This is a genomic window from Pseudomonas helmanticensis, assembly GCF_900182985.1.
In the GTDB taxonomy this organism is placed as follows: Bacteria; Pseudomonadota; Gammaproteobacteria; order Pseudomonadales; family Pseudomonadaceae; genus Aquipseudomonas; species Aquipseudomonas helmanticensis.
This window is the reverse complement of the sequence record NZ_FXUY01000002.1, coordinates 264,004-277,736: the sequence shown is the minus strand read 5'-3', so window position 1 is coordinate 277,736 and position 13,733 is coordinate 264,004. Positions and strand designations below refer to the sequence as shown.

General features: G+C 61.4%; 12 protein-coding genes. 3 read left to right on the top strand and 9 right to left on the bottom strand.

The features are described 5' to 3' along the window. Nucleotides 1-43 precede the first annotated feature (43 nt). Complete coding sequence (locus tag QOL84_RS23910; RefSeq protein WP_283438829.1) at nucleotides 44-4,330, bottom strand: DEAD/DEAH box helicase; 4,287 nt, start codon at nucleotides 4,328-4,330, stop codon at nucleotides 44-46. A 278-nt stretch (nucleotides 4,331-4,608) separates the two neighbouring features. Between QOL84_RS23910 and QOL84_RS23905 the strand changes: the two genes are divergently transcribed. Next, nucleotides 4,609-5,493 carry a sugar nucleotide-binding protein gene (locus QOL84_RS23905; RefSeq protein ID WP_283438828.1) on the top strand — a complete coding sequence of 295 codons (885 nt, stop codon included), beginning with the start codon at nucleotides 4,609-4,611 and terminating at the stop codon, nucleotides 5,491-5,493. Next, on the top strand, nucleotides 5,486-6,418 hold the full coding sequence (locus QOL84_RS23900) for an NAD-dependent epimerase/dehydratase family protein (protein ID WP_283438827.1): 933 nt from the start codon (nucleotides 5,486-5,488) through the stop codon (nucleotides 6,416-6,418). The genes QOL84_RS23905 and QOL84_RS23900 overlap by 8 nt, the downstream gene beginning before the upstream one ends. A gap of 364 nt (nucleotides 6,419-6,782) precedes the next feature. Here QOL84_RS23900 and QOL84_RS23895 read toward each other — a convergent pair whose 3' ends face one another. The 5 genes from QOL84_RS23895 to QOL84_RS23875 form a co-directional block, all read right to left on the bottom strand. After that, nucleotides 6,783-7,481 (bottom strand): OmpW/AlkL family protein, encoded by a 699-nt coding sequence (locus QOL84_RS23895; protein ID WP_008081866.1) that lies wholly within the window; start codon nucleotides 7,479-7,481, stop codon nucleotides 6,783-6,785. Nucleotides 7,482-7,675: 194 nt separating this feature from the next. Beyond that, complete coding sequence (locus QOL84_RS23890) at nucleotides 7,676-8,194, bottom strand: DUF3299 domain-containing protein (protein ID WP_129395710.1); 519 nt, start codon at nucleotides 8,192-8,194, stop codon at nucleotides 7,676-7,678. 11 nt (nucleotides 8,195-8,205) lie between these two features. After that, complete coding sequence (locus tag QOL84_RS23885) at nucleotides 8,206-9,471, bottom strand: ABC transporter permease (RefSeq protein WP_283438826.1); 1,266 nt, start codon at nucleotides 9,469-9,471, stop codon at nucleotides 8,206-8,208. A 1-nt stretch (nucleotide 9,472) separates the two neighbouring features. Beyond that, nucleotides 9,473-10,183, bottom strand: coding sequence for an ABC transporter ATP-binding protein (locus tag QOL84_RS23880; RefSeq protein ID WP_283438825.1), 711 nt, complete (start codon nucleotides 10,181-10,183; stop codon nucleotides 9,473-9,475). Nucleotides 10,184-10,318: 135 nt separating this feature from the next. Continuing rightward, nucleotides 10,319-10,912 carry a DUF2796 domain-containing protein gene (locus QOL84_RS23875; protein WP_129395707.1) on the bottom strand — a complete coding sequence of 198 codons (594 nt, stop codon included), beginning with the start codon at nucleotides 10,910-10,912 and terminating at the stop codon, nucleotides 10,319-10,321. A gap of 135 nt (nucleotides 10,913-11,047) precedes the next feature. Between QOL84_RS23875 and QOL84_RS23870 the strand changes: the two genes are divergently transcribed. Further along, nucleotides 11,048-11,404, top strand: coding sequence for a hypothetical protein (locus QOL84_RS23870; protein WP_283438824.1), 357 nt, complete (start codon nucleotides 11,048-11,050; stop codon nucleotides 11,402-11,404). An 88-nt stretch (nucleotides 11,405-11,492) separates the two neighbouring features. Here QOL84_RS23870 and trxA read toward each other — a convergent pair whose 3' ends face one another. The 3 genes from trxA to QOL84_RS23855 all read right to left on the bottom strand — a co-directional run bounded on the left by trxA (nucleotide 11,493) and on the right by QOL84_RS23855 (nucleotide 13,643). Further along, entirely contained in the window at nucleotides 11,493-12,365 is an 873-nt protein-coding gene (gene trxA, locus QOL84_RS23865; protein ID WP_283438823.1) for a thioredoxin, read from the bottom strand. Between the two features lie 163 nt (nucleotides 12,366-12,528). Then, the gene (locus QOL84_RS23860) at nucleotides 12,529-13,182 is read right to left on the bottom strand and encodes a class I SAM-dependent methyltransferase (RefSeq protein ID WP_283438822.1); all 654 of its coding nucleotides are present in this window, start codon (nucleotides 13,180-13,182) and stop codon (nucleotides 12,529-12,531) included. After that, complete coding sequence (locus QOL84_RS23855) at nucleotides 13,179-13,643, bottom strand: YbaY family lipoprotein (RefSeq protein ID WP_122592817.1); 465 nt, start codon at nucleotides 13,641-13,643, stop codon at nucleotides 13,179-13,181. The genes QOL84_RS23860 and QOL84_RS23855 overlap by 4 nt, the downstream gene beginning before the upstream one ends. Nucleotides 13,644-13,733 lie beyond the last annotated feature (90 nt).

Genomic DNA, 13,733 nt, shown 5'->3' with positions numbered 1-13,733 from the left:
TGTAGGAGTGAGCCTGCTCGCGATGAGGTCAGAACTGCCACCCTCAATGCCGGATCAGCTTGCCGCGCACCTGCTCCATGGCAATCTGGTCCAGCTCCAGCCAAAACTGCTGCTTGCCGGCAATCTCCGCCGCCGCCGGCAACCCATCCCGATACACCAAACGATTACTCACCAGCGCCGGCACTTTCACCCCCGGCAACAACGTCCCGGCCAGGTTCAGCGGATCAACCCCGCACACCGCCACCAGACTGCCGTCATGCGGCCGCCGACGGACTTCGCGCAGCAACGGAATCGCCTCCGGCAAGGCGAACTGCTCACCGGCCAAACCACTGACAAACCGTCCACCACGAATCTCGCCGCGCGCTTCCAGCCGATGAAACGTGCGCAGCAATTCCCGCCAACTCGGTAACCAGTCTGCCTCACGCTCCAGCAAGCGCCAGAACACCACGCCGTAACGGCGCAGCAAGGTCATGGCGACGTGCTCCAGCGTCTCGCTGTTATCCACAACTGCCCCGCGCCGCAGCAACGCCCAGCGCCCGGCATCGTCCATCCCGCCAACAAAAGCCCCGCGTCCGCGCCGACTGCTGCGCTGCTGGCGCTTGCTCGCCGGGGTGATCAACGCGCGTAAACCGGCGAAGCTGTCAGCGTTCACCAGGCCCGCGCCGACCAGTTCCTGCAAGGCGATTTCCAGCTCTGTGCGCAGCAGATGCGCTTCATGAATCAGCTCATCAAAAAACAGCGCACCGTGCTGACTCAAGGCTTCAAAAACCTTTTGAGTTTTCGGTGAGAGTTCGTTCACGGGCGTCTGTTCGGCCAACGCGCTCCACAAACCCACCTGACTGCGCGGCAGCAACACAATCGGCGTACTGCGCAACGCCGTGCCGCTGACTTTTTGCCGGGCACTCAAGCGTGTCCACACCAGTTTGCCGTTGCGGCACAGATCATCCAGCCAGCTCGGCGAATAGTCTTTCAGGCGCGCCGGAAGGATGTCGCTGTCCCACGCTGAGGCCGCCGCCGCGTAGCCTTCGAACTGGCCGACAATCGCCGGCAACACCGCGCTGCCTTGGCCACGAGTCGACGGCGAAAGATGCTGCCAGTCAAACAAAAAACGCATGAAATCCTGCAACGCCACCGGTTCGATTTCCCGGCGTAGACGCTTGACCGTGTAGCGATGAATGCGTGCGAGCAGATGCCGTTCGCACCATTCCTCGAGGTGCAGTTTCGGCGTGAATTGGCCGCGCAGCACATAACCTTCGCGCTCCAGTTGAGCGAGTGCTTGATTGACTGGAGCCGTCGGCAGCGACAGAGGTTCGGCTATGGCGGATAACGGCAGTGGGCCGAACGCACCGAGGCGCGCGCGGATCACTTCGACCAATGCCTCATCGAACGTCCAGGCTTCATCGAATCCCGGCAACGCCTCCAGCTCGGGTTGCAATTTGGCCTGTGGATAAACTGCTTGCAGACACGTCAGGCGTTCGCGGGCCAGCCATAAACAATGCTCGGGATCGACCTGCAATTGGCAGGCGCGACCGCTGCTGGCCAAGGTCTCCAGCCATCCACGCCAACCGGCGTTCGCTTGCACTTCAGCCTCGCTGATACACGCCAGACTCATCAGCGCCTCATGCATTTCATCCACAGCGTTCGGCGTCGGCCAGGCTTCTTCGCGCACGGCAGCAATCGCGTCGGCATCTAAAGCACCGAGATCATCAGTCGATTGCGGATCGCTCCAGCGCCGGTTGATCACCGCTTGCGTGCGACGTTCTTCCAGCGGTGCATCGTCGAGAAAGGTGTACGGCCGCGCACTGAGAATTTCTGCCGCGAGCGGTGAGGGCGCTGGCAGGTCGCGACTGATCAAGCGCACCTCGCCACGCTCCATGCGTCGCAGCAGATTGAGCCAGCCTTCGCTGTCCATTGCTTCGTGCAGACAATCGTCAAGGGTTTGCTCAATCAAGGGATGCTCGGGAATTTCCCGTTCGCCGGCGAGGTTTTCCAGGCAGGCAATCTGATCGGGAAACACGCTGGCAATCAGGTCTTCGCTTTTCATCCGCTGCAACTGCGGCGCCACTTTGCGCCCGCCGGTAAACCGCGGCAACGCCAGCGCCACGCCGGCATTCCAGCGCCAGCGCACGCCGAACAGCGGCGCGTCGAGCACCGCTTGAATAAGGATGTGCTCGGCACTGTTGCTGTGCAGGTAGCGCCAGATCTCATCCAGCTCAAAGCTGTGGCTGGTGGACAGCGACAGCACGATCGCATCTTCGCTGGCGGCCGCCTGCAATTCAAAGTTGAAGGTGCGGCAGAAACGCTTGCGCAGGGCCAGGCCCCAAGCGCGGTTTATACGGCTGCCGAACGGTGAATGGATGATCAGTTGGGTGCCACCGGACTCGTCGAAAAACCGCTCCATGAGCAGCGTGTCCTGCGAGGGCAGGGCGCCGAGGGTCTGGCTGGCGCGGGCGAGGTATTCGACCAGTTGTTCGGCGCTGGCGAGGTCGAGGCCGAGGGTCTGCGTCAGCCAGTCGAGCGCCGGTTGCAGATCGCCGGGGCTGGCGCCAAGCAACGCGTCGAGCTGCGCTTGCAGGCGCGCCACGGCGAACGACAGTTCATCGCTGCGCCCCGGCGCTTCGCCGAGCCAGAACGGAATGGTCGGCGGTTGGCCGTGGGCATCCTCGACGCGCACCTTGCCGGTTTCCACGCGCAGGATCCGGTAGGAGGTATTGCCGAGCTGGAACACATCGCCGGCAATGCTTTCCACGGCGAAGTCTTCGTTGACGCTGCCGATGTTCAGGCCTTGCGGCTCGAGCATCACGCTGTAATCGGCGTTGTCGGGAATGGTGCCGCCGCTGGTCACGGCGGTCAGTTGCGAGCCACGGCGGCCACGCAAGGTGCGGCTGACGGCGTCGCGGTGCAGGTACGCGCTGCGGATGCCCTGGCGACCGTTGTAGCCTTCGGCGAGCATCGTCAGCAGAGCTTGATAGTGTTTTTCGTCGAGGTCGCGATACGGCGAAGCTTTGCGGAACATCGCCAGCAAGGCGTCTTCCGGCCATTCCTGGCAGCTGACTTCGGCGATGATTTGCTGCGCCAACACATCCAGCGGCGCTTCGGGAATGTGCAGCGTGTCGAGTTCGCCACGGCGCACGCAGTCGAGCAGGGCGGCGCATTCAATCAAGTCATCGCGGGTGGTGGCGAACAACCGACCCTTGGGCGTGCCGCCCACCTGGTGTCCGGAACGGCCGACGCGTTGTAGAAATCCGGCGATTGAACGCGGCGAGGCGATCTGACAGACCAGATCGACTTCACCGATATCGATGCCAAGCTCCAACGACGCGGTGGCGATCAACACTTGTAACTCACCACGCTTGAGGCGTTGTTCGGCGTCGAGGCGAAACTCCTTGGCCAGACTGCCGTGATGCGCCGCCACCGCGTGCTTGCCGAGGCGCTCGCTGAGGTGCCGGCTCAGGCGTTCGGCCAGACGCCGGGTGTTGACGAAAATCAGTGTGGTGCGGTGCTCGCGGGCAAGTTCGGCGAGGCGGTCGTAAACCAATTCCCAGACATCGTTGGCCATGACGGCTGACAACGGCACGGGCGGCACCTCTATGCCGAGATCCCGTGGGCGAGCGTGACCGATGTCGATGATTTCGCAGGGACGGTCATGACCGACGAGGAATTGCGCCACGGCTTCGACCGGTTTTTGTGTGGCGGAGAGGCCGATGCGGGTCAGCGGTTCGGCGCACAGTGCTTGCAGGCGCTCAAGGCTCAAAGCCAAGTGGCTGCCGCGTTTGCCGGCGGCCATGGCGTGGATTTCGTCGATGATCACCGTGCGCGTGGTGCCGAGCATTTTTCGTCCGGATTCCGAGCCGAGCAGCACGTAAAGCGATTCCGGCGTGGTCACCAGAATGTGCGGCGCGGTCTTGCGCATGGCGGCGCGTTCTCTCTGCGGGGTGTCGCCGGTGCGCACAGCGGTGGTGATGTGTATTTCTGGCAGGTTCATCTGCTGCAGCTGTTCGGTGATCCCGGCCAATGGATTTTGCAGGTTGATGCGGATGTCGTTGGACAGCGCTTTCAATGGCGAGACGTAGACCACCAGGGTTTCGTCGGGCAGACCGTCGGGGTTTTCCAGGCCACGGTGGACAAGATCGTCGAGCACGGCAAGGAACGCGGTCAGGGTTTTGCCCGAGCCGGTGGGCGCCGCGATCAGTGTCGAGCGGCGCTGGCGGATCAACGGCCATGCACGGGCCTGGGCGGCGGTGACCGTCGCGAATGTGTTGCTGAACCAGGCGCTGACGGCGGGGTGAAAGCCTGCCAGGGCGCTGTCGGCGGGGAGGGGCAGATTCATGGCATAAGTTATGCGGTCGCAGGGGGGAAGATGCAAGTACCGTTCGGGCCTCATCGCGAGCAGGCTCACTCCTACATTTGAAATGCGTTCCCCTGTAGGAGTGAGCCTGCTCGCGATGGCGCCAGTCGTGGCACTACAAATATCCGGGATGAACACTTTACGGATGACGGTTGCGCACTAAACCCGCAAAATGCAACGATTCCGGCAATTATCGGCGACGGATCCACAAGATCCGTCGCTAAAGCCATCGTTCCAATCAGACTGGGCCTGCTGACTCTATGCGAATGCGCCTTATGTTACTGGGCGGCGGAAATGCCCTTGGGCAGGCGCTGATTCGCCTCGGTGCGGAGGAAGACATCGGTTTCCTCGCCCCCCGCCCGCCCGAAAACGGCTGGGATGCCGCGAGCCTGACCCAATTGCTCGACGACACCCGTCCCGACGCGTTGATCAACCTCGCCTACTATTTCGACTGGTTCCAGGCCGAGGCCGTCAGCGAAACCCGGATGACCGGACAAGAGCGTGCGATCGAGCGCCTGGCCGAACTGTGCCAGCACCACAACATCGTCCTCGTGCAGCCCTCCAGTTATCGCGTGTTCGACGGCTCGCGTGCCACCGCTTACAGCGAAAAAGACGAGCCAGTGCCGTTGGGCCTGCGCGGTCAGGCGTTGTGGCGCATCGAGCAGAGCGTTCGCGCCACCTGTCCGCAGCATGTGTTGCTGCGTTTTGGCTGGCTGCTCGATGACAGCCCGGACGGCACCCTCGGGCGTTTCCTCGCCCGCGCCGAGCAACCGGAAGAATTACTCCTGGCCGATGATCGCCGCGGCAATCCGACCCCGGTCGACGACGCTGCGCGGGTGATCATCTCGGTGCTCAAGCAACTCGATTGCGCCGCGCCGCTGTGGGGCACTTACCACTACGCTGGCCACGAGGCGACCACACCGCTGGCGTTGGGTCAGGCGATTCTGACCGAAGCCCGCAGCCTGCACGCTCTGGCCATCGAAGCGCCGACCGCGCAAGCCCACGCCGCGCGTCCGGACGCAGCCGAAGAGCCGCAACACGCGGTGCTTGCCTGCAAGAAAATTCTGCACACTTTCGGGATCAAACCGCGCGCCTGGCGTGCCGCGCTCCCGGCTTTACTGGATAGGTTTTATCGTCATGGCTGAAGGCCCTGTTTTAATCACCGGCGGCGCCGGTTTCATCGGCTCGCACCTGACCGATGCCTTGCTCGCCAAGGGCCATTCGGTGCGCATTCTCGATGATCTGTCGACCGGCAAACGCGCCAATCTGCCGCTGGACAATCCCAAGGTCGAACTGATTGTTGGCGATGTCGCCGATGCGGCGCTGGTCGCTCAGGCGATGCAAGGTTGCAGCGCCGTGGCTCATTTGGCTGCCGTGGCTTCGGTGCAGGCCTCGGTGGATGATCCGGTGAAGACGCACCAGAGCAATTTCATCGGTACGCTGAATGTTTGCGAAGCCATGCGTCAGGCCGGGGTCAAACGTGTGCTGTTCGCCTCCAGCGCGGCGGTGTACGGCAACAATGGCGAGGGCGAGTCGATTGACGAAGACACGCCGAAAGCGCCGCTGACACCGTATGCCTCGGACAAACTGGCGGGCGAGCATTACTTCGATTTCTATCGCCGGCAGCACGGTCTGGAACCGGCGATTTTCCGTTTCTTCAATATCTTCGGCCCGCGTCAGGATCCGTCCTCGCCGTACTCCGGGGTCATCAGCATCTTCAGCGAACGCGCACAGAAAGGTTTGCCGATCACCGTGTTTGGCGACGGCGAGCAGACGCGCGATTTCCTCTACGTCGAGGATCTGGTCGACGTGCTGGTGCAGGCGATTGAAAAGCCGCACGTCGAAGAGGGCGCAGTCAATGTCGGCTGGAATCAGTCGATGAACCTCAAGCAGATGCTCGCGGCGTTGCAGACGGTGGTGGGTGAGTTGCCAGCGGTTAGCTATGGGCCGGCGCGTTCCGGTGACATCCGCCATTCACGGGCCAACAACGCTCGTTTGCTGGAGCGTTTCAAGCTGCCACAGCAAACGCCGATGAGTGTTGGCCTGGCGCGGTTGTTGGGGCGTTCCTGAAAAGCCCCCTAACCCTAACCCTCTCCCGGGGGAGAGGGGACTGACCGAGGTGTTCTTTCGAGTTACACCGACGTGAGATACCGAGTCGAACTCGGATTTGAAAAGCACACAAATCGGCTCCCTTTCCCCTCTCCCTGAGGGAGAGGGCTGGGGTGAGGGGGAGATCCAACTCACGCCAAATATTTGTGGCAGACATGAAAAAGGCGCCCTTTGACAGGCGCCTTTTTCACGGCCGGAATTTATCGCGATCCCTGTGGCGAGGGGATGTTATCCCCCGATCAACTGCATACGGTTGCCGTCAGTTCTATGCCTGCCCACCACCAAGCCTCATCCACCACCACGTGAACGTTCGGTAAAAATCAGCTTAGAACTTGTAGCCCAGACCCACCATGTACACAAATGGATCGACATCAACATTCACTTTGGCCCGAGTGCCCGGTGCCACCGCGTTGTTCTCGACAGTCGCGCGGGTATCGATGTCGATGTAACGCACCTGGGCGTTGAGCATGATGTTGTCGGTCAGCATGTAATCGGCGCCGACCTGCCAGGCCAGACCCCAGGAGTTTTTCGCCTTGAAGTTGCTGAAGCCGTTGGATTGGGCTTCGCTGCCGACGTGTTCGTCGTAGATCCAGGTGTAGTTGATACCGCCGCCGACGTACGGCTGGAAGGCCGACTTCGAATCCAGTGGGTAGTAGACGACGCTGAGGGTCGGCGGCAAGTGCTTCAGGGTGCCGAGTTTACCGTTCGCCGCTGGCAGGGCGGTGCCCTTGAGCTTCACGTCGTGTTCGAACGGCGAGGCCGCCAGCAACTCGATACCGATGTTGTTGGTGACCATGTAGGCGAAGTTCAGGCCCAGTTGGGTGTCACTGCTCATGGTCGCCTTGCCGCCCAGATTGGTGCCGCTCAGCGGACCCTGATCGACCTTGACGCTGGAGCTGTCGGCCTTCGGGTTGACGGTGATCGCACCGGCGCGAACGATGATGTCACCGGCATCGTGGGCATGGGCGAGCGGGGCTGCGAGCGCGAGGGCAAACAACGAAGCGCTGAGCAAGGACTTGTTCATGGGGGCTCCAAAAGGACGTTAAAAGTTTCTGATGTCCTATGGTACGAAGCCAACTGATACGGTCTTTTGACTCAGCTCAATGAAACAGTGAAGTCCGCAAAGGATCGCAGCCTTGGGCAGCTCCTACAGAGAAACATGATCCCCTGTAGGAGCTGCCGAAGGCTGCGATCCTTTGATCTTGAAACTACCGGGGTTTACTCCGGCAGCTCATACACATAAATCTTGTCGGCATCCATCTGATACCCGGCATCCGCCAGCTCACTGCTCGACGCCTTGACCTGCAACGGCCCCTCGACCCAGTACGGCTGATACAACTCATCAAGCTTCACGCCCAACTCGCTTTTCACATGCACGATCTGGTTCGACGGCGGTGGCGGCACATGGATGCAAGCGCCGAAATACGGCACCAGCAGGAAGTCGGTGGTGCGTCCTTCTTCATTCACTTCCAGCGGCACGATGTAGCCCGGCAAGCGAATGTTCTGCCCGTCGAGCGCTTGCACCACTGGCGCATTCGGCAGGTCCTGCTTCGCCGCTGGCGCCGACTCGGCAGACAGCGCATCGCTCATCTTCGACATGTCATGCAGCGGGGTCATGTTCGGCACTTCCGGCGCAGCATCCGGCGGGATCATCTCCGACCACGTCAGATCTTTCGGCGCCGCTGCCCACACGGGCAGGGCGACCAGCAACAGCAGCGCAAGCAAGGCGCGGGGCATGGTGAACATCCTCATAAACGGATCGACAGGCCATCGGCCAGGGATTGGCGATACGCCCGCCAGGCCGGCACGCTGCCCATCAGCAGCGCGGCTGCCAGAATGCCACCGAGCAGCGTCCATTCATACTCGCTCGGCCACGCCAGCGGCAGGAACAAACCGTAATTGGCCTGCACGTAACCCTGCGCTGCAGCGATGCCGATGTACAGCAACGCAACGCCGGCGATCACCCCGGTCAGCGCCAAAGCAAACGCTTCCAGCACCAACAGACTCGCGATGTGCCACGGTCGCGCGCCAACCGAACGCAGAATCGCCATCTCGCGACGACGTTCGTTGAGGCTGGTGAGAATCGCCGTGAGCATGCCGATCAACCCGGTCAGCACCACGAACAGTGAAACCACGAACAACGCTTTTTCCGCGGTGCTCATCAAGCTCCACAACTCCTGCAACGCCACGCCTGGCAGGATCGCCAGCATCGGCTCACCACGGAACTCGTTGATCTCGCGTTGCAGCGCAAAGGTGGAAATCTTGCTGTTGAGGCCGAGCATGAACGCGGTAATCGCTTGCGGCGTCAGATCCATGTTGCGCGCCTGATCAGCGCTGATCCGCCCATTGCCTCGGGCCGGCACGCCGTTGTGCCAGTCGATGTGAATCGCTTCCATGCCACCGAGACTGATGTGCAACGTGCGATCGACCGGAGTGCCGGTGCGCTTGAGAATACCGACCACGGTGAACGGTTTGTCGTCGTGCTTGACCAGACTGATCGCCGCCACGCCGTGGGCCAGCACCAGTTGGTCGCCGAGCTTGTAATGCAGCGCGTCAGCGACTTCGGCACCGAGCACCACTTCAAACGGATCAGTGGCAAACGCGCGACCATCGGCCAGTTGCAGATGCTGCTGGCGCCCGTATTGGTAGTGTTCGAAATAGGCTTGCGTGGTGCCCATCACCCGGTAACCGCGATGGGAGTCGCCGAGGGACATCGGGATCGCCCATTTCACTTTCGGGTTGTTGGCGAAGTGCTCGAAGCTGTCCCAGCGAATGTTGTTGGTGGCGTTGCCGATGCGGAACACCGAGTACAGCAGCAGATTGACCGAACCGGATCGGGCGCCGACGATCAGGTCGGTGCCGCTGATGGTGCTGGCGAAACTGGCTTTGGCTTCGGTGCGCACCCGTTCAACGGCGAGCAACAGGCACACCGACAGGGCGATGGCGAAGGCGGTCAGTAGCGCGGTAAAGCGGCGGTTGGCCAGGCTGGCCATGGCCAGACGAAACAGATACATCTCAGACCTCGTCAGACGTGGCGGCGCGATTGAGTTCGGCCAGGGACAGGTGACGGTCGAACAGCGGCGCCAGACTCTGGTCGTGGCTGACGAACAGCAGACTCGAGCCGGCCTCGCGGCATTCGGCAAACAACAAGCGAATGAAGTTTTCCCGGGCGTCGTAATCCAGCGCCGAGGTTGGCTCATCAGCGATCACCAACTCTGGCTGGCCGATCAACGCGCGCGCGGCGGCGACCCGTTGCTGCTGACCAATCGACAGCGAATCGGCGCGACGGCTGAGGATGCTTTCATCCTTCAAACCCAAGTGTGCGAGCAGGGTGGCGGCGGCCTGGTCGACACTGCCGTGACGCTGTTTCGCCCGTTGCGCGCGCAGCTTGGAAAAGTGACACGGCAGCTCGACGTTCTCGCGCACCGAGAGAAACGGCAGCAGGTTGAACTGCTGGAAAATGTAGCCGGTGTGATCGACGCGAAAGGTGTCGCGGGCGCCGGCGGAGAGTTCGGTCAGCTCCTGGCCCAGCAGACGAATGCTGCCGCGACCGGGCTTCTGCACGCCGCCGAGCAGGCCGAGCAGGGTGGTCTTGCCACTGCCGCTGGGGCCTTTGAGGAACAGGGTTTCGCCGGCTTCCAGACGAAACGCCGGGATGTCCAGCAGCGGCGGGTGACCGGGCCAGTTGAAGCCCAGGTCGGACAGTTCGATGAGTGCTTGGGTCATGACACCAGTTTCATGAGTTTTCATAGCCCCTGTAGGAGCTGCCGCAGGCTGCGATCTTTTGATCTTTTTGAAAGCAAGATCAAAAGATCGCAGCCTGCGGCAGCTCCTACATTGGATTACGGTGTTTCGGTGTGATCAGAATTTCAGCGAGGCAGCCTTGGCCGTCACTTCGGTGCCTTGCTGGCCGTTCGCGCTGATCAGTTGTACCTGAATTTTCTGCGTCGCCGGGAAGGTATTGAAGATGTTCGCCAGATCCAGGGTCTTCAGTGCACCCGGTGTGGCGCAGGTGAATTGATAGTGCGCGTGGATTTCGCTGTGGTCGTGGTGATGCTCGTGACCATCCTTGTCCGCTTCATCGTCGTCGTGATCCTCGGCATCCGGCTTGTCGCCGAACAGCGGGCTTTGCAGTTCCTGGCTTGCGACTTTGCAACCGGCGGCCGCTGGCAGGCTGAACAGGGCCAGCGGGTTTTCCAGTTGCGCACGAGCGGCGGCGACCTTGGCCTTGTCGGCATCGCTGGTGGCGAGGTGTTCGAAGCCGACCAGGTTCATCGCCGGGCTTTCCAGCTCCAGCTCCAGGGTCTGGCCATCCAGCGCCGCATTCAGGCGACCGACGCCGTGTTCATGCGCGCCGAGGCTGCCGTGTTCATGGTCGTGATCGTGCTCATCGGCAGCGTGGGCGATGGCCAGCGGCAACAGGGCAAACGGCAAAGCGAGCAGCAGACGACGCATGGTGGTCTCCGGGAAGTAAAGTGAAGAGTTTGTTATGTAATCTTATAACGAAAGTCCGCAGAGTTTGCCCGTGCGCTTGGCGTTGCACAAGTCCCGTGGGAGCATGCAGGTCAGAAATGTGCAGGAGCGAACGCAATGTTGCGGATACGTGGAACCGTCGGCGACGTGCCGGTGGATTTGACTGTTGAACTGGATGACAGTGATTGGGCCAGGCTCGGTTCGGCGCTGAATACGCAGGCGCCAATCGGCCAGCCCGAAGCGGCGTCGGCGCCAGCGGCGAAACCGTTGAATCAGGACGATGCGGTGTGGCAGGTGGCCAAGGATCTGTTGCGCAAGGCCGGGCAGCTCAGCGGGCCGGATCTGCTGGAACAGCTTGAAGGATTGACCGGCAGTGCGGCGGCGGGCAAACGCTTGCTGGTGCGTTTGCGCCATAGCTCGGAGGTGAAAGTGGTGAGCGCTGGGGATACACCGCTTTACAGCTGGATCGAGTAAACCGCAAAAGATCGCAGCCTGCGGCAGCTCCTACAAGGGTGCATACGATCCCCATGTAGGAGCTGCCGCAGGCTGCGATCTGTTGATCCTAATAAAGCGCAGCAAACATCTTGCGGCGGTAAACGCTGACCAGCGGATGATCGTTGCCCAACAACTCAAACACCTGCAGCAAGGTCTTGTGCGGCAAGCCCTCGGCATAATTGCGATTGCGGATAAACAGCTTGAGCATCGCCTCAAGCGCCGCTTCGTATTGCTGACGCGCCAGTTGCTGGATCGCCAGTTGATACACCGCTTCATCATCCTGCGGGTCTTTCGCCAGGCGCGCTTTCAAATCGGCGGCATCCGGCAGATCACGCGCCAGACCGAGGAACTTGATCTGCGCCTTGGCCCCGGCCAGCGCGGCTTTGTGTTCATCGCTTTTGACCGCATCCAGCACGGTTTGCGCTTCGCCCAGTTCGCCGCGCTCGGTCAGGCAGCGTGCATAGAGAATCAGTGCTTTCGCGTTGGTGTTGTCTTCATTGAGCATCACCACCAGCGCTGCTTCGGCATCGGCGTAACGCCCGTCATCGAACAAGGCCTGAGCCTGCTCAAACGGATCGGCCGCAGCCGGCGGCGGCATTTGCACATGCGGTTCGAGCAGCGCACGGACGGCGGATTCCGGTTGCGCACCGGCAAAGCCATCGACCGGTTGGCCGTCCTTGAACAGCACCACGGTCGGCAGGCTGCGAATGCCGAAGCGGGCGACGATGTCCTGCTCGATGTCACAGTTGACCTTGGCCAGCAGCAACTCGCCTTGATAGCTCTCGGCAATGGTTTGCAGCATCGGCATCAACGCCTTGCACGGCGCACACCATTCGGCCCAGAAATCCACCAGCACCGGTTTGCTGAAAGAAGCCTCGATCACCGACTGGTCGAAATCGGCCGTCGTGGCGTCGAAGATGTACGGCGTTTGCTCACTCATGGGGGGATCTCGTCAAAGCGTGGATGGGGCAACTATACGGCTTGGCGGGGGGTGGCCGGAAGGCAGAGATGTGTTGTCTGGCAGGACGCCTTCGCGAGCAGGCTCGCTCCCACATTTGGAATGCGTTCCCCTGTGGGAGCGAGCCTGCTCGCGAAGCTTTTAATTAGCGCCGCGCGTGGTACAGGCTGACATGCCGAAATTCCTCAGGCTCCGCCAGATCCGGCAAGGTCATCGCCTCATGTATTTCAATGCGCTGATACAACGGATGGCGAAAATCCCGAACCCGCGAATCCGCCACCAGCGCCTCGCGGCCACGGCTTAAAAACGCATCGAGCAACGGCAGATTGGCCCGGTCATACAACACGTCCGCCACCAGAATCAGATCGAACCGATCGGCCTCGGCAAAGAAATCCGTCGAATAACTCATCTCTACATTATTCAACGCAGCATTCGCCCGGCACGCGGCAATCGCCAGCGGATCAAGATCGCAGGCCACCACCTCCAGCGCTCCGGCTTTCACCGCCGCGATCCCGGCAATCCCGGAACCGGCACCGAAATCCAGCACGCGCTTGCCGCGCACCCACTCGGGGAACTCCGCCAGATAGCGGGCCACCGCCAGACCACTGGCCCAGCAGAAACCCCAATAGGGTGGTTCGTGCAGGATTCGCTGAATTTCTTCCTGGCTGAATTCGCGACCCATGTTGTCGCCATCAATCAGCCACAGCTGCAAATCAGTGTCTGGCAACGCACAGACCTTGAGTCTGGCGTCGCCGAGCAATTCACCTAACGCCTGTTGCAGGTCGTGCGGTGCATTCATGGTGCTTTGACAAATTGCAGCTGGCCCAACGCCTGAGTGGTCGGCTGAGTGATGGTCTGCGACGGCAGATGCAGGATCAACTGGCCGGATTGGCTGGCGCGGCCACGCAATTCAACCCGTGCTCCGGCCGGGAAGGCGTCCGGGTTGAAGCGCAGACGAAATGGCAGAACCTGGTTGTTGCCGATCAGGCTGGAACTGGCGAGCAATTGTTGCGGGCGATCCTTTTCATCGATCACCAGCAACGCCAGTTCGACTTCGGCACCGGCCGGCACGCCTTGCAGGGTGCCGCTCAGTTCGCGCTGATAAGCCGGCAGCGGCCCGAGGTCGGCGGCTTCCTTGGCTTTTTTCTGCGCCTGTTGCGGTGCAGGGCCAGGCGTTGGCGGCTGGGGCTTGGGTGCATCGCTGCCACAGGCCACCAGCAGGCTGAAAAGACTGAGCAAAACGAGCGGACGTAACGGCATTGGATGCTCCAGCAAAATGAAATCCATGGATCAAACGATCATGCCGTTCTGTATACCGCAAACCCTATGGCTTGTCTTGCCACCGGGATG